The sequence below is a fragment of the Nitrospirota bacterium genome (assembly GCA_016194305.1).
Taxonomy (GTDB): domain Bacteria; phylum Nitrospirota; class Nitrospiria; order JACQBW01; family JACQBW01; genus JACQBW01.
On sequence record JACQBW010000012.1, the window covers coordinates 1 to 22,713 of the forward strand.

Here is a 22,713-nt window from a genome sequence, read left to right on the forward strand (position 1 = left end):
GAATATTCCTTTCAAGAATTTTTGTTCTTCCTTGTTTTCAAAACTTGCCGCCTGAAGATGCGAGCTGTTGAGATAGAGCACATCCTTCACTTTGTCGACGATCAGTCCCATCAAGGTACTCTTAAATTTAATAATCAGAATATGATCGGGGGACCCGGATTCGCTCTGGGTCAATTCAAGCAGATTTCTCAAATCAATAATCGGAATGACCACATCTCTCAAATCAATGACCCCCTTAAAGGGTTTTTTTAACTGAGGCACTTCCATCGGAGGCTTGAAATAGATAATTTCAACTATCCCGGAAAGGGGAAGTGAAAAATTCTTGTCTTGAATCCTGAAATGCAGAACCTTGAAATCAGATTCCATCGATTACCTCGTTTGTGCGACTTTGACTTTGCTGATCTCTTCGTTGAAAAAATCAGCCTGTTTAATAAGCTGTTTCACCGTATCCGTCATTTCACTTGCCAACTGATTATCTCGAAGGATAAGTTTCTGAATTTCTGATAGAGCCGCTCCAACGGACTCCTCGCTTGCTCTCTGCTGATCGATCCCCCGGACGATCTCCTGAACCTGCGTGTTCACATGATCTGCTTCCTCGGTTATTAAACGCGTCCCCTGAAGCTGTTCATTCGTAGACGACTTCAATTTATTAGAAATGTCCCGCATCTTTACCGAAGCGCTCATAATCTGCTCGCCCCCTTTGGACTGTTCCTGCGTGGCCCGGACAATTTCCTTCGACATCGAAGTAATTTTCTCAACGGAGTCTTTAATCCGGTGAATGCCACTCACTTGATCCGCGGTTGCTTCCATAATGGTTCTGGCAAGATCTGCCGAATTTTTAGAACTCTCAAGGATTTTTCCGACAGCATCTCCCGCTGCCAGAGACAGCCGCATTCCTTCTTCCACGCTTTCGTAACCCGCATTGATCGATAAAACGGCATCCTTGGTTTCCGATTGAACGTCATTGATCAATCGGGATATTTCATTTGTGGAGGAGGCGGTTCGATCTGCCAGCTTCTTAATTTCATCCGCTACGACTGCAAAGCCCTTTCCCTGTTCTCCCGCCTGAGCGGCCAAAATTGCGGCATTTAAAGCCAAAAGATTTGTCTGTTTTGTCACTTCGCTGATCACGGTCAGAATATTTCCGATATCTTCGGAACTTTTTCCAAGTCGATGAATGACATGTGAGGATTTTTCAACCGTGGCTTTAATTTTCTTCATGCCGTCAATCGTCTTGACAATCGCCCGAACACCAAGATCATGAGCATCTAAACTGACCTGTTCGGATATTTGCGCAGCCTCTTTGGCTGTTTCTTCCACTTTCCTTACCGAGGCGTCAATTTGATTGACCGAGTCCACAGCCTGATGTGCGGTTCGAGAAAGATGATCGACATTTTCACTGACTTCTTTGATGGCCGACGTCATTTCAATCAGCGACGAAGAAGTGGTATCCACCGCAGACGAAAGAATTCCGGCCTGGGTCGAGATTTCCCCTATCGACGCTCCCATTTCCACAATCGAAGATGAAGTCGCCTCCGAAGCGGTGAGAAGAACCTTAACCCCCGCCGAGATAGAGTTCCAGGTCACAAGTGCCTGTCGATTGGTATCGGCTGTCTTTTCGGCAAAACTGTTCTGATTTGATGCGCTTTCATTGACTTTTTCGGCAGAACTCTGAATCTGATAAGAAGCCGAAACCACCTCCTGAGACATCGATTGAAAGTTTCCGATCATCTTGTTAAAGTTTTCGCTGATCTGATTTAGTCCTCTTCCTAACATATTCCATTCTTCTCTGGTTTCCTCTTTTACTCTCTGGCTGTAATCATTTTCGGCAATCAGAAGAGTCAATCGGGTCATTTCTTTCAAAGGCTTAGACACTTTTCTTAAAAAGAACCAGAAAACTGAAACTGCAAAGAGAATAAAAATGAAGAGCATTCCCAAATGAACCGATAAGATTCCGGCTATTTTCTGTTCAGCGGATCCGGAAAATTCGTTTAGTTTCGTCTCAATCATCGACTTTGAAATCAGGTACGAGAGAATTCCGAAAATCAGGAAGAGCCCCGTCAATTGAAACAGCAGCCGACCTACCCACTTTGAATTTGAATTGAGTTTTTCAGCCAAGGTCCTTTTCCCTCTATTCTAAGTTGTCCGGATGACATTCATTTCATTTTGAATGACATCCACGATCCGTTCGATAAAAAGAAGAATAATCAATCTGTTTTTGAAAGTCGCAATCCCCCTGATCATTTCCTGTCCCATTTGATTTAGAAGCGGCGGAGGAGGTTTAATCTCTTCATCTGTTATCTTGATCACATCAGTCACGCCGTCGACCATCAGGCCAAAGTAACCCTGTTCAATCTGAATAATAATAATTCTTCTTAACTTTTCATGTTCATCCTGCACTTTCATCTCTAACTCGGACAGTTTCAGATTCGCCAGCTTGTTAGCCAGCTTAAATACTGGAATAATCACACCCCTTAAAGAGATAATACCAAGCAAAATAGGAGAACTGCCGGGAATCACCGTCATATCGGTTACCCGGATAATTTCTTTGATCTGGCTGACGGGAATGGCATATTCTTCCAGGTTCATTGAAAAACCCAAGAGCTCCATCTTCTCGTCAACGACAAGAGAAGTTTCCGCTCCTTCCTTTTCAGCAGGCTGTTTGGAGGCTGATTCACTTTGAGCCTGAACTCCGGGTTCGGAAGCCGCTAACGTTTCGGTATCAGGCGCCGACTTGCTTTCCAGACCCGGTGACAGGACGGGAGGATTCGTTTCAGCCGGGACTGCGATCGTCTCCGGAAGGACATCTAAAACAGCGGTTTGAGTATCCTCTTTTTGAAAGACGGATTTCGATCTGACCGGCGTGCGAACAACGGTTCTTTTCTTTCCGCGAACTAAACGTTTCTCTTTTTTAACCATGGACGGCCTTCTTTTTTAGAACTTCTTCAATCAGCATAGCCACATCCAGAACCAAAATCGTTTTCCGATTTCCCAATTCGCAGGCGCCTGCGATGCCGGGCAATGTCCCGAGAATGTTTCCGAGTGATTTGATCACAATTTCCTGTTGTCCTATCACGTCATCCACAATGAGTCCAATTCGTTTTTCGGCGGAACCCACCACGATGACGTAAATGGAATCCTCCCGACGAATGGATAAGCTTTTTTGATAAAGTTCCTCGAGACGAACCAGGGGGAGCGTCTGATCTCGCAATTGAATGACATCTCGCTGGTCTATCGATTTCACATCCGATTTGGCCACAATGAGACTTTCGGACACAGAATTGAGCGGTATGGCATAAGTTTCCTGTCCAATTTCAACAATGAGCGCACGAATAATAATCAGGGTTATGGGAAGAGTAATCGAAAATTTGGAACCGCGTCCCGGATCGGTCTCGACATTCACCATCCCGGACAGCTTTGCAATATTTTTTGCGACGACATCCAGCCCGACTCCTCTTCCCGATAGATCGGTTACCGCCTTGCTGGTGCTAAACCCTGGAAGAAATATAAAATTGATCAAATCTTTCGGAGAATATTCCTTTTTCGGATCGGCCAGGTTTTTTTCAATCGCTTTTTGATAAACCGCCTGAAGTTCGATTCCCTGGCCGTCGTCCTCCACTTCAATCAGAACGTTGTTCCCTTTTTGGGTTGCTCTCAAATTGAGATTCCCGCTCTCGGTCTTCCCGGCGGCCAACCTTTCCTCTTTCGATTCCAATCCGTGGTCAATCGCGTTCCGAATCAAATGCATCAACGGATCGGCAATCGCCTCAATCATCGATTTGTCGAGAGACGTCTCCTCACCCGATATATGAACGTTGACGGGTTTATCCAGTTCTCTGGAAATCTTTCTAACCATTCGGACAAGCCGGTCGAAAATCTGACCCACGGGCGTCATCCTGACCTGTACGAGATTATCCTGCAATTCGCTTATCTTCCGGCTGATGCTTTCTAGCGCTTTTTGAAAGTCGAGGTTTAAATCGGAATAACTGTTCTTTTCCATCAAAGATCTGCCCAGCTGTTGAATCACGGATTTATTGAGAACCAATTCTCCGACAATATTCATCAAGGCGTCCAACTTGGTGATATCGACCCTTACGGTTTGAGTGACACTTTTAACCGTCTCCGAATTCTCATCCTGGGACGCACCTCCGAAAGAGGCGGCATTGGCAGGTCCCGAGTCTGAAGCCGTTCGGGTTGGAAGGCCTCCTATTCTGGAAAACTCGATCTTTTCGCCGACCCATTCGACCTCGAGTTGAGGAAGATTCTCCTTGGAAGCGACAATGATTTTAAACATGATTCCGGCGTCGGGCGAAAGTCCGGTCACGGGAAGGGAGGTGATGACCTCTCCGTACGGTTTTATTTGATCCAGTGTCTTGACCAATTCAAGATCAAATGTTTCAAGCTTGTAATGAACTCGCATTTCATAGATTCCAAGCCCTTTCTTCTGATTGTCCTGCAGGCGAAAAGTTTCATATTCCGTAAATGTCTTGAGGATATCCGGCGAAATCCCTCCTCTGAGGGGATCTTTTCCGCCTGAATCCGTTTTATTCAACAGACGATCATCAATCCTTTGAATCATCGGTTGCGGATCAATCGTCTTTTTCCCGGGAGAACTGTAATTTTGAAGCATATTTCTCAACATGTCCGAAGCCTCGGTCAACAGGTCGAAAAGGGAGTCATCAAACTCCAGTTTTCCGAGTCTCAATTTGTCCAAAAGATCTTCCATCCGGTGTGACAGATTAGAAACCGGGATAAGACCGACCATCCCGGCAGTTCCTTTGAGCGTATGAATGGCTCTGAAAAGGGAATGAATCGTGTTAGGCGAAATACCTGACTCGCTCCTTTTTTCTGCATCCATAGAAAAAAGACTCTGATCGACGGTTTCTATGATCTCTTCCGCCTCGATCATGAAATCCTTGAGAAGCATATCCTGTTTTTTTGTTGCCATTAATTCATGACCTTATGAATGACTTTTTTCAGATTGTCAGGATGAAAAGGCTTGGTGACATATTCAGACGCACCAAGAGCCAGTCCTTTTTGAATCTCCTTTTCGCCCTGTTCGGTGGAGACAATAATCATTGGAATCGCCTTGTATCGTGGGTTTTCTTTCACAAATTTAACCACTTCCAGGCCGTTGATATTGGGCATGTTGATGTCTGTAATGATGAGATCAAACGATTGCGTCGGAAGGGCTTTAAGCGCCTCGATTCCGTTTTTGACCTCCACTGCCTCAAATCCCAATATGTCTTCAACTGTGGTCACAATCAAAGACCTCATCGTTGATGAATCCTCTACCACCAATACTTTTTTACCCATATTTTTGTTCCTCTTTTGTCATGACATATAAAAAATAACCGACATTAAACAAATTGTCCAATCTCCATTTTCTATTTTCCCTTTTTTTCGAGCATCATTTTTCCAAACGCGTATCCTGCAATTTTCAGAAAAGTCTCCAATCCCTCGACTTCTCCAATCTCTCGGGTCATCGGGAGATTGTCTCCGTACAGAAAAGCAATCACCCGCCCTTCATTCATGATCGGACCGACAAACACTTCACCCGGCCATTCTCCACCAAGATGATTGACAACTTCCGAATGCCATTTTAGTTTTTCAAGGGGGCCTTTGAAATTCGTTTTCTGCTGAAATACCGTCTTAAAAACAGACTCTTCGGCCAACGGAATTCTAATTTTCCGGATCTCTTCATCCGGAGACTTTCCCGCCAAAACAATGCCGCACTGACCCCATCCCCAGACTTCCTCTTTCTTGACCAGAAAGACCAGTCCACGGTTTAACAATTCGCTCGCAAATCGAAGGATGAGAAGAATGACTTCGCCTCCTGATGACGGGGAAGAAAGCTCATCGATCATGGTATTGAGAAGCTGGAGGTCTTTTCGGAGTCCCTCTCCTTCTGGCCGGGCCGTTTTTTCAATTGAGGTCTCTCTTTGAATTTCATCCTGAAAAGTGGGTGTCCGGACGGGCGATGGTTCCAGGATATCCCTAACTGAAGTTTCTTCTTCCTGTTCCTCTTCTACTTCCCCTTTTCCTTCTTCATCAGACATTCTCGCTCCTTCCAGAAGAAGGTATTCCGCGCTCATGCCATTTGAAAGAATAATCGAATCGTCTCCCGGCGCTCCCAGTTCGAAATGAAAGAATCCCTTTCTCCAGCTGAGGAGTTCACGTACAACCGCAGTCATATGTGAGCGAAGTTCTTTCTCCAGAATCTCTTTATCCACGCCGATTTCATGCAATATGGTCCCAATCGGCTTTTCGACACTCTGTTGCTTCTGGAGGCCGACAGCCTGGGTCAACACTTCCTGTGAAATAATCCCTTTCTTTGCAAGCGAAAGGCCAAAGGGGCCTACCGAAGGTGCGCTACCAAAAATAATCTGTCCCCGGCTGAAAATGACATATCCACTATCCTGCTGGCGACGAATGGAAAGTTCGCCAGATCGTTTGCTTAAACTCAAAATTTGAATGATGTCGGCAAGGCCGAGATCTTCGAGTTGGCCTTCAAGACTCATAACACTCCATTGAGCGCGTTGGAGGAAAAACGCCTAAGGCACCTTTTGACCAACCGGATACTGCATTTTGACCATGAGTTGATCGGATATCACCGTGAGAAGGCAGAAAAAACGTATAAATAAGCAGACTCCCTACAAACCTGATAAGAATATAACGATTTAATTATATCAGATAAATAAGGTTTGTCATTTCAGGCGGGAGTGAAGTTGTTTCACCAAACCGGGGCTCTTCCTGAAATCCGATTGGTAGAGATCTCAATAGGTAATACGGGTTGAAACAGACTTCGGGGAATATACCGCCGTCGGCTTCGACCGACTATTCCCCCATTGTGGATTAGATTATTTTAAACGAGTACTCTTCAATGATGGGATTAGCCAGAAGTTTATCGCACATCTCCTGAATCTGGGCGGAGCTCAATTTCGGCTGGGTCGCGTTAACTTCGATCTGTATCAATTTACCTATCCTTACGCCGGTCAGACCGGAAAAACCGAGATTTTCAAGTGCGTGATGGACCGCTTTTCCCTGCGGATCGAGAATTTCCTTTTTCGGCATCACCTTTATTTCTATTTTCATTTGTCCGGTCCCTATATTAATACAATCACTTCAAAAGGTTTCTAAGATTTGTTCACAGGCCCCTCAAACAGGACCCGATGCAAGGCCGCAGAATCGAGGCGACGGAGGCGTATGAGGTTTATAGGTTGACGAAGCCGAAATTCGAGAACACAGCAAATGGTCTTTTTCAGGAGCCTTTCAATCGGCGGTGACTCGGCGGAAGACTTCCTGATACGCCTCTTCGACCTTCCCCATATCTCTCCGGAACCGGTCTTTGTCAAGTTTTTCCAATGACACTTTGTCCCAGATGCGGCAAGTATCAGGGCAAATTTCATCACCCAGAACGATATTCCCTTTATAAACACCAAACTCCAGCTTAAAATCAACCAAAATAAGCCCGCGAGAATCAAAAAACCGGATCAATACCTGGTTGATTTGCACGGCCAATTGATCGATCTTCTTCAGCTCTTCCGGCGTTGCCAGATGCAGCAGGGCGACATGCTGATTATTGATAAAAGGATCTCCCAACGCATCATTTTTCAAATAATATTCCACTACCGGAAATGCCAAATTCGTCCCTTCCTCGATCCCCAAACGTTTCGACATACTCCCTGCTGCAACGTTCCGGACAACCACCTCGATGGGAATGATTTTGATCCGGCGGGTCACCACTTCCCGATCGTTCAATCGTTTCACAAAATGGGTCGGAACTCCCTCTTTTTCAAGGAGCAGAAAGAGCTTCTCACTGATCTGGTTATTAAAGACCCCCTTGTTGAGAATGGTCCCTTTCTTCTGTGCATTAAATGCAGTCGCGTCGTCTTTAAAGTACTGAATGATGAGGTCCGGATCCTCTGTTAAGTAAAGCTTTTTAGCTTTCCCTTCATATATCATCTCTTTTTTGATCATGGCGGCGTTCCTATTTTTTTAAATGGCATGCTGGTTCTTTCCAGGACTGTATCGATCCCTCCCCCTGAAGCTGACGAAGAACGGGCCGGGGGCGATAATATCAATCGTTGAGAAAGTTCAACTTTTTCATCGCTAAATCTCTTAGAAATTTCGGTATTCACGCCATCGACAGCACGTTCAAGCTGATCGGCTTCGACAAAGAATCTCAGAGTCAGCGATAAGCCCAACTTCCCCATTCCTGAAAAGAGGACATCAGGAGGCGGCTCCTTGATGACCCATTGAACCCTGTTAGCCGAAGCGGTCAGAATGCCTCTCGCCTTTTCGACATCCGTTCCCAAAGCCAGATCGATTCGGATCTGATGCCGCATTTTGGAGTCGGGCTGGGACATATTGACTAACTGCATATTCACCAGCTCTGTATTCGGAATAATGATAACGTTATTTTCCTGATCCTTGAGCCGGACGCTTCTCAATCCAATGGAAATTACATTTCCGATTTTTCCGCTCGCCAGTTTTATTCGGTCATTCAGCTTGAATGGACGGTCTATCATAATTATGAAACCGGAAATCATATTGGCCAAGGTGTCTTTCGCTGCCAGCCCGATTGCCAGAGAACCAAGCCCCATCGCGGCTATCACGGAGCCAAAGCTGTAGTTAAAATGTCCCATGATCACCGCAATCCCGATCAAAGTTACAAAGATTTTGACCGTGACATCGATTAACGGTAGAAATTTCTCGTCTAGCGGAATGTGAGCGCGGAAGGCGATCTCTTCAGTATACCAGTTGATCGTCATATTCATCAGATCATACCCGATTTTAACGGAGAACAAAGTACCGAGGATAAAAAAAATCGAGTCGACGATGTAAAGAATATGATCCCGGACTCCCAACCGATGAAACGCAACGTAGGCTCCGAACAGGATCACAAGGGCAATAAACGGGGTTCTTATTTTATCTATTGAACGGGGCTCAATATATCGGGAAAAAATTTTCCTCACTAAATAGAAAATGCCGTAGCCCGCAATCCCCATCAGCAGGATCACACCTATCGACATCAGGAAATCTTTGATCAAGTTTTCTATCGGGGGCATCATTCTTTGTCAAACACTCTTTTGAAGATTTCATCCATATGCCGTACATAGTATTTCGGATCAAAGCAGGATTTCAGATCTTTAAGCGAAATATAAGAAAGAATCGAACTGTCATTCAAGAGGAGCTCTTCAAATGAACGTCCGTTTTGCCATGATTCCATCGCCAGTTTCTGCACGATTTCATAGGCTTCCTTTCTCTGTTCCCCTTTTTTGGCCAGTTCCAGGAGGATCCGCTGGGAATAAATAATCCCATGCGTTAAATTCAGATTTTCTTTCATTTTCTCGGGAAACACCGAAAGATTTTCAACTATTTTCGTGAACCGGTTCAATATGTAATTCATCAGAATAGTCGTGTCGGGGAAAATCACTCTTTCCACTGACGAGTGGCTGATATCTCTTTCATGCCAGAGGGGAATATTTTCCAGAGAAGCCATCGCGTTGGAACGGATAAGTCGGGCCAGACCGGAAATATTTTCAGATCCGATCGGGTTCCGTTTGTGGGGCATGGATGAAGAACCTTTCTGACCTTCCGAAAAAAACTCTTCGGCCTCACGAACTTCCGTTCTCTGAAGATGTCGTATCTCCAGAGAAAATTTTTCAAGCGAGCTGGCCAATATGGCCAGCGTTGTAAGTAATTGAGCGTGCCTGTCCCGTTGTATAATTTGATTGGAAATCGGATCAGGAATGAGACCTAATTTTTCGCATACATATTTTTCAACAAAGGGGTCGACATGGGCAAAAGTTCCCATTGAACCGGATATTTTGCCGACACGGATCACTTCCTTCGCCTCTTCCAACCGGTCTTTACTTCTTTTCAACTCTTCGTGCCAGAGCGCCAGCTTGAATCCAAAGGTAATCGGTTCCCCATGAACCCCGTGAGATCGGCCAATCATCTGCGTATGTTTAAACTGGAGGGCCTTTTTTTTAACTGCGGCCATTAAACCTGTCAAATCTTCGAGAAGGATCCCACAAGCCCGGTTTAAGAGAATCGCCTGGCCGGTGTCCACGACGTCTGAAGAGGTCATCCCGAGATGGAGAAAGCGGGAGGAGGGACCGATCTTTTCAGAAATCGCGGTAATAAAAGCGATGACATCATGTTTGACCACCTCTTCAATTTCGGTAATCCTTTTCAGATCAACTTTTGCCCCGGATCGGATATTTTCAATATCACTTCTGGCAGCAATGCCCAACTCAGCCATCGCTTCGCAGGCGAGAAGTTCGATCTGGAACCAGACTTCGTACTTTTTCTCTTCAGTCCATAGGCTGGTCATTTCTGGCAAAGAATAGCGCTTAATCATAATCTTTCATACCCATTCACCCGCTGGCCGCTCGGTTTCATACCTTGACCTTTGCCGGTATTTTTGATTTAAAGTCAGCATCTTTAAGAAACCGATTGAAATCTTTAACCCGGTCGGCGTCCCTGATATGAATCGTCAAGTCTATAGAATCGGGGGGCCTTCGCTCAGACCGCTCAATGCCCCCCGAGCCCCCGCGCTCCATACCGGCAGAACCGGATATTCCGCTTTTATCCCGGTCAATCACAGTCGAAGAAAGGGGCCTTCGCTCAGACCGCTCAATGCCCCCCGAGCCCCCGCGCTCCATACCGGCAGAACCGGATATTCCGCTTTTATCCCGGTCAATCACAGTCGAAGACGGGGGGACGGATATCCTGTCTAATGGGGCTTGCTTTCCCACGTTGCTTTCAAAGATACCGTTTAAGAAAGCATTGAGGGCTGAGGAAAAATCGAGCTGGCAACCGTCGATGTCCCAAAGATCGAGGTAGGCCTCTTTGACTTCCAGTTTTTGAAGACGACGATAAATGTCAGGGGCAAATTGAGAAATTCTGGCATGATTATATTCTTCTTTTTTGCCCAAACCGACCCAAAAAATTTTGGATGTTTTGACGCGGTCCGATGAGACCAATACCACTTCTCCGAACCGGCCCGCAATCTTTCTTGTTTTGATCAGAAGGGAGAGCGAATTGTTCAGGAGCCAGTCCATTTCACCGGCAAGCCCTCTGGGCGGAACCATTTCATCAAAAAACCCGAGAACAAGAATGTCCGACGAAATATGAATTGCTTTCCTGGACTGCACTTCAATATTCATATCGATGAATCCCCAACATCATCCGGATGAACATGAACCGGAGAGGCGGCTTTTTTTGTCATTTTCGGATCTTCTTTCAAAATTTTGTCAAGAATCCCGTTGATAAACGCGCCTGATGATTCTTCGGCGAATTTTTTTGCGATGACAATGGCTTCGTCCAGCGTGACACGGGCGGGAATATCATCCCGGTAAAGAAGTTCAAAAACCGCAATGCGAAGCACATTGCGATCGATTCGACCCATTCTGGTTAAAGTCCAGTTCTCGGCATACTTTGATATCAGGGAATCAATTTCGGATAAATGATTCAAGGTCCCGGTAACCAGCTCATTGGCATAATCCCTGATCGGTTCAGAAACGAGATTTTCGTCCCAATAACGCTCCTGGAGGTAACGGGGATCATGGGTGATGTCGAGCTGAAACATCATTTGGAGGGCGCATTCACGGGCCTTTCGTCTATTCCCCATAACACCCTTTGTTGATCGTCGATAAGAGTTCCACTGCTGCGGTCTGGCGACCCTCCTTCCAAAATTCTAATATTGGAAGTCCCCGGTAAGGGACATACGAGTTTTTCTCAGTAGCCTTTTTAAAAGTAATATCATTTTCCTTTGATTCGTTTAAAAAGGAGCGCCATTTCGACAGCGGCAAATGCGGACTCTCTCCCTTTGTTATTCTTCCCGGTCGATCTTTCAATTGCCTGCTTCAGATTGTTCACAGTCAGGAGGCCAAATACCACGGGGAGGTCGAAATGCAGTCCCACCTCCATGATCCCCCGGGATGTCTCCGCTGAAATATATTCAAAATGGGGAGTTTCTCCCCGAATTACCGCGCCGAGACAGATAATGGCGTTGACCCGGTCCCATTTCGCAATCTGGGCAGCCGCCTGGGGAATTTCAAACGCACCGGGAACTTCCACAATGCGGATATGATCTTCCTCAACATCACACTCCTTTAATCCCCGGAGTGCGCCTTTTAAAAGTTCCCCTGTAATTTCAAGATTAAACCGGCTGACAACAATGGCAAATTTTAGATTTTTTCCTTCAAGTGCTTTGGATTTCTGGACCGGACGACGCAAGAATCAGACCTTCTTCAAGAGGTGGCCGAGCTTGTCCTTTTTTGTTTTCAAATATTGGAGTATCTGGTGATGGGGCGTTATTTCGATGGGGACGCGCTCGACAATCTTCAGGCCAAATCCTTCCAAACCCACAATCTTTTTCGGGTTATTCGTCAATAACCGGATATTTTTCAATCCCAGGTCAAGCAGGATCTGCGCACCGATACCATAGTCTCTCAAGTCGGCTTTAAATCCCAGCTCCAGATTGGCCTCAACAGTATCTCTCCCCTCTTCCTGGAGTTTGTAAGCCTTGATCTTATTCACCAGGCCAATTCCTCTCCCTTCCTGGTGCATATAGAGGATGACTCCTTTACCCTCTTTTTCAATGATTTCCATGGCCTTGTGAAGCTGATCCCCGCATTCGCACCGTCTCGAACCAAACACATCACCTGTCAGACATCCGGAATGTATTCTCGCAAGAACCGGTTCTTCACCTGACACATTTCCCTTGACCAGCGCCACATGGGATTCATGATCAATATCATTTTCATAGATAATCGCCTGAAAATCTCCGAAATCGGTCGGCAAGTGAGATTCGGCTACTTTTCTCACCAACGACTCCTCTTTGATCCGATATTCAATCAGATCCTTAATCGTAATCATCCTAAGCCGATGAGTCTTTGAAAATTCAAGCAATTCCGGAACCCTGGCCATGGATCCATCTTCATTTAATATTTCACAGATGACTCCTGCGGGAGTGAGGCCCGCAAGGCGGGCGAGATCGACTGAACCTTCTGTATGGCCCGAACGTTTTAACACTCCCCCTGGCTGGGATCTTAATGGAAAAATATGGCCGGGCCTGACAAAATCAGAAGGTTTGGCTTTTGAGTCGATCGCGAGACGAATGGTATATGCCCGGTCAGAAGCCGAAATTCCCGTACTGTTTCCTTTCTTGGCATCAATCGAAATGGTAAAGGCCGTTCCGGTCGGCGCGGTATTATCTGAAACCATCGGGCTGAGTTGAAGTTCTTCGGCCCGGCTCGGCGTCAACGCAAGGCAGATTAAACCACGACCATATTTCGCCATAAAATTAATAGCTTCCGGGGTTGTTTTATCTGCCGCCAGGACGAGATCTCCTTCATTTTCCCGATCTTCGTCGTCAACCAGGATCACCATTTTTCCCTGTCGGATATCCGATATCGCTTCTTGTATCGAATTAAACATCGCGTTTCTTTCTCTCCAGAAATTAAGCCAGGACTGCATAATTTAAAGACTTGCCACTTGGTTAGAATATATAAGAATAGCGAGGTCAAGTCAATAAGAGGCTACGGAAAGGGCTTATTGGCAGTGCGCTTCGATGACTTCCAGAAGCCTGTTTTTGATTTCGCGGATACGGTCAGGCTGGGTGACCTTATCGCCATTGGTCTCTTTCACGTAAAAAACATCGACGATCTGATCCAGGCGGGTCGCGATTCGCGCGGAATAGACCAGGAGTCCCAGATCAAAAATTGTCCGGGTAATTACATAAAGAAGACCTTGCTTGTCAGAAGCAAAAATGTCGATAATTGAACATTCGTCCGAAGTATCGTTGTCGATTTCAATGATGACCGGAATCGCCTGAAGGTGCTCCCGGTACCCTGTCACGTCCGGCACTCCCGCTTGAAAAAGCGCGTCAACGGTCTTTTTGCCCGTTAAAACCGCCCGGATATCGTTTTTAACCCTGGACCACCTTTCGTCAAAATAAATATCTTCCGTCTCCCGGTCGTAAACCTGAAAAGAATCGGCAACAATTCCTTTTAATGTCGTATGGACTTGCGCACCTGCGATTTGAAGGCCGTTGGCTGCAAGGCAGCCCGAAATCTTGGAAAAAATGCCCGGGACAATTGAATCGAACGTGTGAACCGTCAGATCGACCCATTTCTTTTCCTTGTTGCGGTAGACATCGACCAGGACCGGATCCGACTTTAGGGCTTTGATCCTGAGCAAGGATGCGGAAAGGCGGGAAGGTTCCATTGAAAAAAGGACTCTCCTTGGAATGGTGCGAAACATTTCGCTAATCTCGTCTCTTGAATAGTCGTTCTGAAGCTCCTTTTCCAGATATTTAAAGAGACTCTCTTCCTTCGCTTTTTCAGAAGCTTCCGTTTTTCTTCCTGAAAGCGCTTCCATTGTTTTCTGGTAGAGATCAATGAGGAGCGTCTGTTTCCAGTCCGTCCAGGCATCGGGACCAACCCCTTTTATATCGGAATAGGTGAGAAGCGTCAGCATTTTCAGCGTTTCGGGAAGCGCAACCTGTCGCGCAAACTGAAGGAGTACTTTTTCGTCGGACAAATCACGCCGAAGCGCCAGATGAGACATGAGGAGGTGATGCTGGATGAGAAAAATGATCTGCTCTCCTTCCTCCCTGGAAAGCCCGAGTGACGCACTCACCTTTTTTGAAATTTCGACTCCCCACTCGGTATGGTCTCCCACCCTTCCTTTTCCAATATCATGCAGGAGTAGAGCCAGATGCAGGAGATCCTTTCTTTTAATTTCCCGATAGATCTGCGGCAAAACCCCTTCCGCGGTGAAGAGGGCTTCAGCCTCTTCCACACATTTGATCAGATGCTCATCGACTGTATATTTGTGGTACTGGTTATACTGCATCAATCGGTTGACATGTCCAAATTCAGGGATAAACGTGTCAAGAACCCGGGTGTGATGCATGGTTCTCAGGAGGGGGGCGATGTTCCCGGGGCAATTTAAAATCTCCATGAAGATTTTTCTGCATTCGCTCGAGTGAAAAAAAGAGGCATCTCTGTACTCAACACTCCGCCGCAAAAGTTCCAACCCCTCCTCCGATATCGGAAGCCGATGCGTCTGTGAAAATAAAAAAAGTTTCAAAACATATTCTCCCGAACTGAGAAACAGATTTCTTTTTCGATCGTCGACCGAAATTTCATAGAGCGTCACCCTGAAACAGGGCCCGACATTTCGGATAATGAGTCTGTCGAGAAATCGCCTGATCCAAGTCCGGGGAAGTGCTTTCTTGATAAAATGGGTAAATATCTGATGAATCGCGGTGGAATGGCGGTAATATTGCTGCATGAACTGCTCGACTCCGAGCAGGTGGGGCTTGTCGTGATATTTAAAAAACTCCGATAATCTTTTCTGTTCGCGAAAAGTCAGAATGTCGGAGCTCTTTCCCGCGTGAAAATGCATTTCGTTCCGGACAATCCAGAGGAAATTCTGAGCTTCGGTAAGCGCGTTATATTCATAGGCTGTTAAAAGACCCTGTTTTTGGAGCTCCACCAGTGAATAGGTCCCATAGCTGGTAAAGGCAACCCATTGCAGATAATGAATATCGCGAAGTCCCCCTTCGCTTCTCTTGATGTTCGGTTCCAGGATATAAACGGTCGACCCGAATTTTTCGCGTTCTTTCCTGATTTGCGAGAGAAGGTCTTCCACATATCGTTTCTTGTCTCTTTCGACCACTTTCTGGAAATAAAGGCGCTGAAATTCCTGAAGAAGGTAGTCACTCCCGGTTAACAGCCTTGCTTCCATCATCGAAGTGCGGGCCGTCAAATCGTGATAACCAACTTTTAGTGCATCCTCAATGGTCCTTAAGCTATGACCGACAGAAAACTCCAGATCCCATAACTGATAAAGCATTTCCCGATTGATCTCCTCGGCCGCTTCCTTAAACTCCGGCTGATAGAGAAACATGATGTCCATGTCCGAAAATGGATTCAGTTCCCGTCTGCCGTAACCTCCCACTGCAACCAGAGAAACCCCCTCCTGAATATATTTTGGAGAAGCCGATTCATACTGGATCACCGCTTTGCGATAAAGCTCGCTTAAAACTTCGTCGGTCAGCCGGGTTAATTCCCGGACGATATGGCGTCCGGACGCGCCCTTTTGGTGGAGCTCGTAAAGCTCCCGCCGTCTGGAAGCAATGTATACCTTGATATTTTGAATTCGGGTCTGGCGATCAGAGGATTGATCGAGGATTTCTTTGAGGGTGAGAGAGGTCATAAATTTAGAAAGGAGTAAGGTGGCGTGAGTGAGGAGATGTCATCTCCTCACTCCTTACCCCCTACTATTTTATAACGCTGTTTCTCCTTTTTCTCCGGTACGAATCCGGATTGCCTCGCTCAGCGAGGTAATAAAGATCTTGCCGTCACCGATGGTCCCCGTCTTGGCAGCATTGGTGATCGCTTCGACAGCCCGCTGAACCAGCTCGTCGCTGACGACAATTTCAATTTTGACCTTCGGAACAAAATCAACCGTATATTCTGCTCCCCGATAAGTCTCAGTGTGACCTTTTTGCCGTCCAAACCCCTTGACTTCGGTAATCGTCATCCCTTTGATGCCCAGGTCGTTCAGGGAATCTTTTACCTCGTCGAGTTTGAAGGGTTTGATGATCGCTTCAATTTTTTTCATTTAAAATACCTCCTAATTATAACCACGTTCATTATGCTGGCTCAAGTCCAATCCATTCTGTTCGTCTTCCGTCGTCACACGAAGCCCAACGATCGCATCGACCACTTTCAGGATAATCATGGTTCCGATGAAGGAAAAGGCCCAGCTTGCGGCAACCGCGATAATTTGTATCATAAGCTGTTTGGGATTCCCATAGAAAAAGCCGTCATTTCCCGCAGGATTGACCATTTTAGTCGCAAGGAGTCCGGTGGCAATCGCACCCCAGGTTCCCCCAATACCATGGACCCCGAAAGCGTCCAGAGAATCGTCGTACCCGAGTTTGTTTTTAATGATGCTGGTCGCAATGTAGCAGAAGACTCCCGCGCCGACGCCAACCAGAATCGAGGAGAGGACGGTCACAAATCCGGAGGCCGGCGTAATCGCAACTAATCCGGCAACAGCGCCTGATGCCGCTCCCAGGACGGTCGGTTTTCCGCGATGCATCCATTCCGCAGCCATCCAGGCTAATGCAGCGGCCGCTGTAGCCGTATTGGTCACCACAAAGGCCACAGTGGCGAGCGTTCCAGCAGAGAGGGCACTCCCGGCATTAAATCCGAACCAGCCAAACCAGAGAAGTGAAGCTCCGAGAACGGTAAACGGCAGGTTGTGAGGCGGCATTGCTTCGGCACCGTATCCCTTTCGTTTACCCAAATAAAGGGCGCAGGCAAGGCCGGCGATACCCGAGCTGATATGAACCACCGTCCCTCCGGCAAAATCAAGCGCCCCCATATTCCGAAGCCAACCCCCTATCGCCCAGACCCAGTGGGCTAACGGATCATAAACAAAGGTTGCCCATAACAAGGTAAAGAGAAGAAAGCCAGAGAATTTCATTCTTTCCGCAAAAGCTCCGGCAATCAAAGCAGGGGTAATCACAGCAAACATCATCTGAAAAATCATAAAAACCTGATGTGGAATCGTCGCCGCGTAATCTCCATTCGGGTCGTAGCCGACTCCGTTTAACCCAAACCATGCAAGGCTTCCGATCAAACCTCCTTTATCTGGACCAAAGGCCATGGAGTAACCCCAGAGGACCCATTGAACTGAGATCAGACAGAGGATGATAAAACTCTGCATAATGGTTCCAAGGACATTCTTTTTTCTCACCATCCCGCCGTAGAAAAGCGCCAGTCCCGGTGCGGTCATGAGCAAGACCAACGCGGTTGAAGTCAACACCCATGCGGTATCGCCGGAGTTGATCTTCGATTGCGCATCGATACTTCCGGGGGCTCCGGGAGAGCCGGTCGGGGGAGTGGGTGGAGGGGTGGCCGATGCCGCAGTGGTCACCGCCGGCGCCACTTCAGGCGCCGTGGCGGGCGGAGTCGCAGTCTGGGCCAGGGCAAAACTTGCAACCCCCACCAAGAGCATTAAACCGATTAATCCATATTTAAGTTTCATTTATTTTTTCTCCTTTATATTCGATTTAATTAAAAGGTATGAACCACGCCTACAGTTACGGTATCCTGGGACTGGGTACCCGTACCATCGTCTTTAATAAATGGCGAGACACTGGAATCTGCATCCGTACTATCATGACGAAGTTCCAGCCGAACCAAACAACCGATGGCAGAGGAATTGTGCTCAAGTGTCAAGGTCTCTTCGGTTAGTTTCTGACCCCCGGTTCCGGCATTAACACCTGTGCGGTAGCCATCGGAATCATTGAATTGTTCAGCTCTTATTGCAACTGCCGTCGTAGGGGTGAACGCATATTTACCGTAAATCGCGATTCCATCCCATTTGGCATCCTGGGTTGCGGAAACTCCCTGTTTTTGAGAGGCCATGTCATAATTGGCCATCAAAGAGAGGGAGTCCGTCACATTGTAAGTCGCGATGATATCCAGTAACGAAAGCGCATCATTCGTTCCACCACCCGCGGCATATTCAGAGCTCACTGCATAATTGATAATAATCGGAAGCGGCTTGATCGGCGTGACCCCGAATTGAATCCCATAATATTTTCCGTTATTATTTTCAGCCACATTGTTCCAGCCGTTGGCAACCTGACCCTGAACAAAGAGCATATCATTCACCGTGTAGGTCAAACGGGCACCCGAATGGTAATAGGGAATGGCTTCAACAAACAAAAGCGACCGGGTATAGTTCCAGTTACTTTTCGATTCGATTACCTCCGCTCCCATCTGGGTGACATATTTACCAAAGTCCAACTGCAAACCAGGGATCAGAAGCATGCTCGCATAAGCCTGAAGAACATTTTTATAAGGAGCTTCCGCAGAGGATCCACATGGTCCACCGCAGGCTATCACATCGGCGGCTTCTCCAATGCCTAACGTGACCGTAAAACCGGCCGGGTTCTTATCGTCGATCGGCTTGACGATGCTGAGTTCCACCAGGCTGACGTTCAGATCGTTTGCCTTCATATCAAAATTATGGTAAACGTTTCCGTCCCCAGCTACCGAACCTGTTCCCGACGTATTTCCATTATAACTGTAATAGGCGTCGACAAAACCGGACACGTTGATGGTATCGTACCATTTGGGGGCAGGAGGTGCCTTGGCTTCGTCCGCCCGGCTTACCTGGGATAACCCGATTAACATGACTAAACTAACTGCGATATTTTTACTCCATCCTTTAAACATAAAGGTCTCCTTTATTTGAAATTGAGTGATATAGTATTGAGAACGTTTTTTGTTCCTTGGCAATCCTTAATTTTGCAATCTTGGTGCCAAAAAAGTAGCAGTTTATAAATTATTGATTTTACTAAGTTATTCAATATTATGGCACAAACTGACTTGAAAGATTAACAACATATTTGTTGTATTGTTTGAGAGATGAGATTTATTTGGTCACAACCCTATGAATTAGCTATAGAAACAGATCTACCTACATAAATGTAGAGTCCTACATTTATGTTTTTCCTTCTGAATAGATTAAACGATTGCTAAACTGATCTCATTAATTCTTATTGCAGGAGTCAAATTCTCCGACTCTCCCTGGGATATAAAAGCAAAAAAAATGAGGCTTGCGCCTCAGAGTGATCGTTACGAAAAAATCGGTACACCACAATCAAATCCAAAACAACCTGCCTGAATAGTCAGACCGGATTGGAGTCAATTCAAATAGATGGATTCCCACTCCCTTCTTTTTTGAATCGAATTAAAGAAGAGCGTCACCTGGCTCTCTTTGATCTCCAATCGGGCGGATCCACTTCCGATCAGATTAAAAAGACTCCCGGAAATACTTGGAAATTTGCTCTTATCAATCAAGTCAGTCACATCGATTGCACTCTCGTCACATAATGTCGTGGAACCTCCGATTTTAAAGCTGCTCTCTGAAATTCCGTTCTTATGTCTCATTTTGACCTCCTCAAAAAGGGTGGGCGAACCTTCTGACTAATCTAAATAGCAAAGGTCGTACCAAATAAAAAAATGACCTCTTCTCAGTCAGAAGAATCTGATTTGATTGATTTTTTAAATATTATTTTAGAATTTCGTCTATACCGGATGAAAAGAAGAGACAAAACAGCAATACAAATTTGTTTTGAAATGTAAGAAACTACTAAGAAACTACAATGATGTCATCGAATGAAATAACTGGCGTGACAGGAATTGCCTAGGGATCGAGAAGAGCAACGATGTGGCCGATTTCAGGGATTATCAGCTTTTCCATAGCCAACCGGACCGCGTTCACCGAGCCGGGTATGGAGAAAATAACTTTCCCCTGAATCGTCCCCGCGATGGCCCGGGTTAACATAGCGGGGGATCCGATCTCCTGGTAACTGATCGATCTGAAAAGCTCTCCAAAACCGTCCAGTCTCTTCTCGAGGAGCCTTTCGACCGCTTCAAAAGTTTGATCCCGATTTGAAATGCCGGTTCCCCCATTGATGATGATCGCCTGGATCAAACGGTTCAGGGCCTGATCCATTAGTTTTTTCTCTATCTCAGCCGGATCGTCTTTCACCAATTCATAGGAAAGGATCGTGTGAGCGGATGCCTTCAGAATTTCCATAATCAGCTGCCCGCTCTCATCGTCGCCTTTTGTACGGGTATCGCTCACCGTCAATAAGGCGCACTGGACAGAGGGGATCGTGCGAGACCGGTGCTTTTCGAAACTCATGTCGTTTTATTCCATTCGTTCATCATGATTAAAAAGGGATGACATTTATTTCTTCACCCTTCTTGACTATTTCTGCCTCTTCCGGAAGGTCCATTAAACAGTTGGCTTCAACCATTGAATGGATCAAATGAGAACCTTGTTCACCCGTCGATCGAACAACCCATTCGTGATGGGGATACGAGAGAACCCCTCGCGAGAAAGAACGCATCCCTCTCTTCTTTTCAATATCGTGGCTTAGTTTGGCCCGAACGAGTTTCGTCTCGAACTGAAGCGCGCCGCCCCATTTTTTGATCAACGGCTCGACAAATATCTTGAAGGTAACCATGCACGAGACCGGATTGCCTGGAAGTCCGAAAAACGGCTTCCCATCCATTTCGCCGAATGCCATAGGCGATCCGGGCCTCATTGCCACTTTCCAAAAATGCATCTTGCCATGTGTAGACAAAATCTCTTTCACATAGTCAAAATCTCCCATGGAGACTCCGCCGGATACGATCAAAATATCGGCACGCTTCCCTTCCTGGAACTTTTTGAGCAACGCGCTTTTGTGATCGGCCGCGATTCCCAGAAGAAGAGGCTCTCCCCCTGCTTCCAGGACCTGCGCTGAAAGAGCATACCCGTTTGAGTTAAATATCTTGTTTTCTGTTCTGGTTTCATGAAGGTCAGCCAGTTCATCCCCCGAAGAGAGAACCGCAACAACTGGTTTCTTATATACGGGAACTTTCCCTTTTCCTAAGGAGGCTAACATCGCAATTTCGGAGGGCCGGATCACTTTTCCTTTTTTCAGAATGACGGATCCACGACGGACATCTTCTCCCTGTAAACGGATATGAGATCCTTTCATCCCCGCATCTTGAATTACGACATTCTTTCCCTTTTTTTCAGTGACTTCAACAGGCACAATCGTATCGGCGCCGGGAGGTATCCGGGCGCCCGTCATGATTTTTGCACACACCTTTTTTGAGATGGTCTGCTCGGGGGTTTTGCCTGCAGAGATCACTTCAATTACCTTCAGCTGAATCGTTTTAGCCGATCCCTTGGGTTGAATATCTTCCCATCTGACCGCATAGCCATCCATCGCGGAATTGTCCCAGGGTGGCTGATCATGAGGCGCCAAAATGTCCTGGGAAAGAATTCTGGCACCGGCAGACTGGATTGGAATTTCCTCTTTGTCCGGAGTGACTTTGCCGCCCAGAATAATATTGAGCGCTCCTTCCACAGAAATCATTTCAATGGCCTCAAATTTCGTTAAAAAGTGTGGAATTGCTTAATTGTTAAATTGTTGCGTTGGAAAAAATCGAATCGATATCAACTTATTACAGTTTTTCTCAATGAAACAGTTCCACAAATCAGCATTCCAATGTTTATTTATCATTCAACAGATTTTTAAAATCTTCAGGCGTATTGATATTGGTCAACCCCCGCATCAGGGGATCTAAAGATCTCACTTCTTCTGTTTTGATTTCAAGCGTTTTAATTTTTTTAAATAGATTCACCATTTTATACTCTCTCTTCATGATCGCATTTTCCATCTCCGGAAGCACGGTTTGATGATAAACGGCATGAAGCGGATGAAGACCATCCGGAGATCGAAAAAGTGCGGCATCAAACCCCCTGGATTTCTCACAAAGAAAACGGATCAAATCGGGATTGAGATAGGGCATATCGACAGCCACCGCAAAAACCGGACCTCTGGATTTCATGAGACCGGTATAAATCCCTGCCATCGGGCCGCCATCAGGGAAAAGATCAACAAACAGAGGCACCGAAAAACCCTGAAACTTCTCCGGCCTTCTGGCAATGATCCTTATTTCATGAAAAAGGGGTTTGAGCAAATCGAGGGTGCGTTCAAGGAGACACTTTCCTTCAAATTGAAGGAAAGCTTTCTCTTCTTTCATCCGGAGACTTTCTCCTCCGGCTAGAACCAGAGCCGTCCATTCCATTTTCTTTCTCCCC

General features: G+C 46.3%; 22 protein-coding genes. All 22 read right to left on the reverse strand.

All coding sequences use genetic code 11. The annotated features are described in order from the left end of the window. Positions 1 to 366 (reverse strand): chemotaxis protein CheW (locus HY200_05365; GenBank protein MBI3594369.1); only part of this gene is annotated, 366 nt, incomplete at its 3' end. A gap of 3 nt (positions 367 to 369) precedes the next feature. Further along, positions 370 to 2,118 carry a hypothetical protein gene (locus tag HY200_05370; GenBank protein ID MBI3594370.1) on the reverse strand — a complete coding sequence of 583 codons (1,749 nt, stop codon included), beginning with the start codon at positions 2,116 to 2,118 and terminating at the stop codon, positions 370 to 372. 18 nt (positions 2,119 to 2,136) lie between these two features. Continuing rightward, positions 2,137 to 2,919, reverse strand: a complete 783-nt coding sequence (locus HY200_05375) for a purine-binding chemotaxis protein CheW (protein ID MBI3594371.1) — start codon at positions 2,917 to 2,919, stop codon at positions 2,137 to 2,139. Continuing rightward, positions 2,912 to 4,948 (reverse strand): chemotaxis protein CheA, encoded by a 2,037-nt coding sequence (locus tag HY200_05380; GenBank protein MBI3594372.1) that lies wholly within the window; start codon positions 4,946 to 4,948, stop codon positions 2,912 to 2,914. Before HY200_05380 ends, HY200_05375 begins: the two co-directional genes overlap by 8 nt. Continuing rightward, positions 4,948 to 5,316 (reverse strand): response regulator, encoded by a 369-nt coding sequence (locus HY200_05385; GenBank protein MBI3594373.1) that lies wholly within the window; start codon positions 5,314 to 5,316, stop codon positions 4,948 to 4,950. Before HY200_05385 ends, HY200_05380 begins: the two co-directional genes overlap by 1 nt. A 71-nt stretch (positions 5,317 to 5,387) precedes the next feature. Then, on the reverse strand, positions 5,388 to 6,521 hold the full coding sequence (locus tag HY200_05390) for a DUF4388 domain-containing protein (protein MBI3594374.1): 1,134 nt from the start codon (positions 6,519 to 6,521) through the stop codon (positions 5,388 to 5,390). A gap of 334 nt (positions 6,522 to 6,855) precedes the next feature. Beyond that, complete coding sequence (purS, locus tag HY200_05395; GenBank protein ID MBI3594375.1) at positions 6,856 to 7,095, reverse strand: phosphoribosylformylglycinamidine synthase subunit PurS; 240 nt, start codon at positions 7,093 to 7,095, stop codon at positions 6,856 to 6,858. 177 nt (positions 7,096 to 7,272) lie between these two features. Beyond that, complete coding sequence (locus tag HY200_05400) at positions 7,273 to 7,980, reverse strand: phosphoribosylaminoimidazolesuccinocarboxamide synthase (GenBank protein MBI3594376.1); 708 nt, start codon at positions 7,978 to 7,980, stop codon at positions 7,273 to 7,275. After that, a complete protein-coding gene (locus HY200_05405; GenBank protein ID MBI3594377.1) occupies positions 7,977 to 9,074 on the reverse strand; it encodes a mechanosensitive ion channel in 1,098 nt (365 codons plus the stop codon). The genes HY200_05400 and HY200_05405 overlap by 4 nt, the downstream gene beginning before the upstream one ends. Beyond that, positions 9,071 to 10,369, reverse strand: coding sequence for an adenylosuccinate lyase (locus HY200_05410; protein MBI3594378.1), 1,299 nt, complete (start codon positions 10,367 to 10,369; stop codon positions 9,071 to 9,073). Before HY200_05410 ends, HY200_05405 begins: the two co-directional genes overlap by 4 nt. Positions 10,370 to 10,406: 37 nt before the next feature. Beyond that, a complete protein-coding gene (locus tag HY200_05415) occupies positions 10,407 to 11,177 on the reverse strand; it encodes a hypothetical protein (GenBank protein MBI3594379.1) in 771 nt (256 codons plus the stop codon). Then, positions 11,174 to 11,641 (reverse strand): transcription antitermination factor NusB, encoded by a 468-nt coding sequence (nusB, locus tag HY200_05420; protein MBI3594380.1) that lies wholly within the window; start codon positions 11,639 to 11,641, stop codon positions 11,174 to 11,176. Before nusB ends, HY200_05415 begins: the two co-directional genes overlap by 4 nt. Before the next feature lie 131 nt (positions 11,642 to 11,772). Further along, the gene (locus HY200_05425; GenBank protein ID MBI3594381.1) at positions 11,773 to 12,249 is read right to left on the reverse strand and encodes a 6,7-dimethyl-8-ribityllumazine synthase; all 477 of its coding nucleotides are present in this window, start codon (positions 12,247 to 12,249) and stop codon (positions 11,773 to 11,775) included. 3 nt (positions 12,250 to 12,252) lie between these two features. Beyond that, positions 12,253 to 13,452 (reverse strand): bifunctional 3,4-dihydroxy-2-butanone-4-phosphate synthase/GTP cyclohydrolase II, encoded by a 1,200-nt coding sequence (locus tag HY200_05430; protein MBI3594382.1) that lies wholly within the window; start codon positions 13,450 to 13,452, stop codon positions 12,253 to 12,255. 114 nt (positions 13,453 to 13,566) lie between these two features. Further along, complete coding sequence (gene glnD, locus HY200_05435) at positions 13,567 to 16,239, reverse strand: [protein-PII] uridylyltransferase (GenBank protein MBI3594383.1); 2,673 nt, start codon at positions 16,237 to 16,239, stop codon at positions 13,567 to 13,569. 69 nt (positions 16,240 to 16,308) lie between these two features. Continuing rightward, positions 16,309 to 16,647, reverse strand: coding sequence for a P-II family nitrogen regulator (locus tag HY200_05440; protein ID MBI3594384.1), 339 nt, complete (start codon positions 16,645 to 16,647; stop codon positions 16,309 to 16,311). 12 nt (positions 16,648 to 16,659) lie between these two features. Next, positions 16,660 to 18,081, reverse strand: coding sequence for an ammonium transporter (locus HY200_05445; GenBank protein MBI3594385.1), 1,422 nt, complete (start codon positions 18,079 to 18,081; stop codon positions 16,660 to 16,662). 29 nt (positions 18,082 to 18,110) lie between these two features. Continuing rightward, positions 18,111 to 19,280, reverse strand: coding sequence for a porin (locus HY200_05450; protein ID MBI3594386.1), 1,170 nt, complete (start codon positions 19,278 to 19,280; stop codon positions 18,111 to 18,113). Between the two features lie 471 nt (positions 19,281 to 19,751). Continuing rightward, a complete protein-coding gene (locus HY200_05455) occupies positions 19,752 to 19,997 on the reverse strand; it encodes a hypothetical protein (protein MBI3594387.1) in 246 nt (81 codons plus the stop codon). Between the two features lie 256 nt (positions 19,998 to 20,253). Then, positions 20,254 to 20,757 (reverse strand): molybdenum cofactor biosynthesis protein MoaB, encoded by a 504-nt coding sequence (locus HY200_05460; protein MBI3594388.1) that lies wholly within the window; start codon positions 20,755 to 20,757, stop codon positions 20,254 to 20,256. Positions 20,758 to 20,785: 28 nt separating this feature from the next. After that, entirely contained in the window at positions 20,786 to 21,985 is a 1,200-nt protein-coding gene (locus HY200_05465; protein ID MBI3594389.1) for a molybdopterin molybdotransferase MoeA, read from the reverse strand. Positions 21,986 to 22,121: 136 nt separating this feature from the next. After that, positions 22,122 to 22,700, reverse strand: a complete 579-nt coding sequence (locus HY200_05470) for a molybdenum cofactor guanylyltransferase (protein MBI3594390.1) — start codon at positions 22,698 to 22,700, stop codon at positions 22,122 to 22,124. Positions 22,701 to 22,713: the final 13 nt, after the last annotated feature.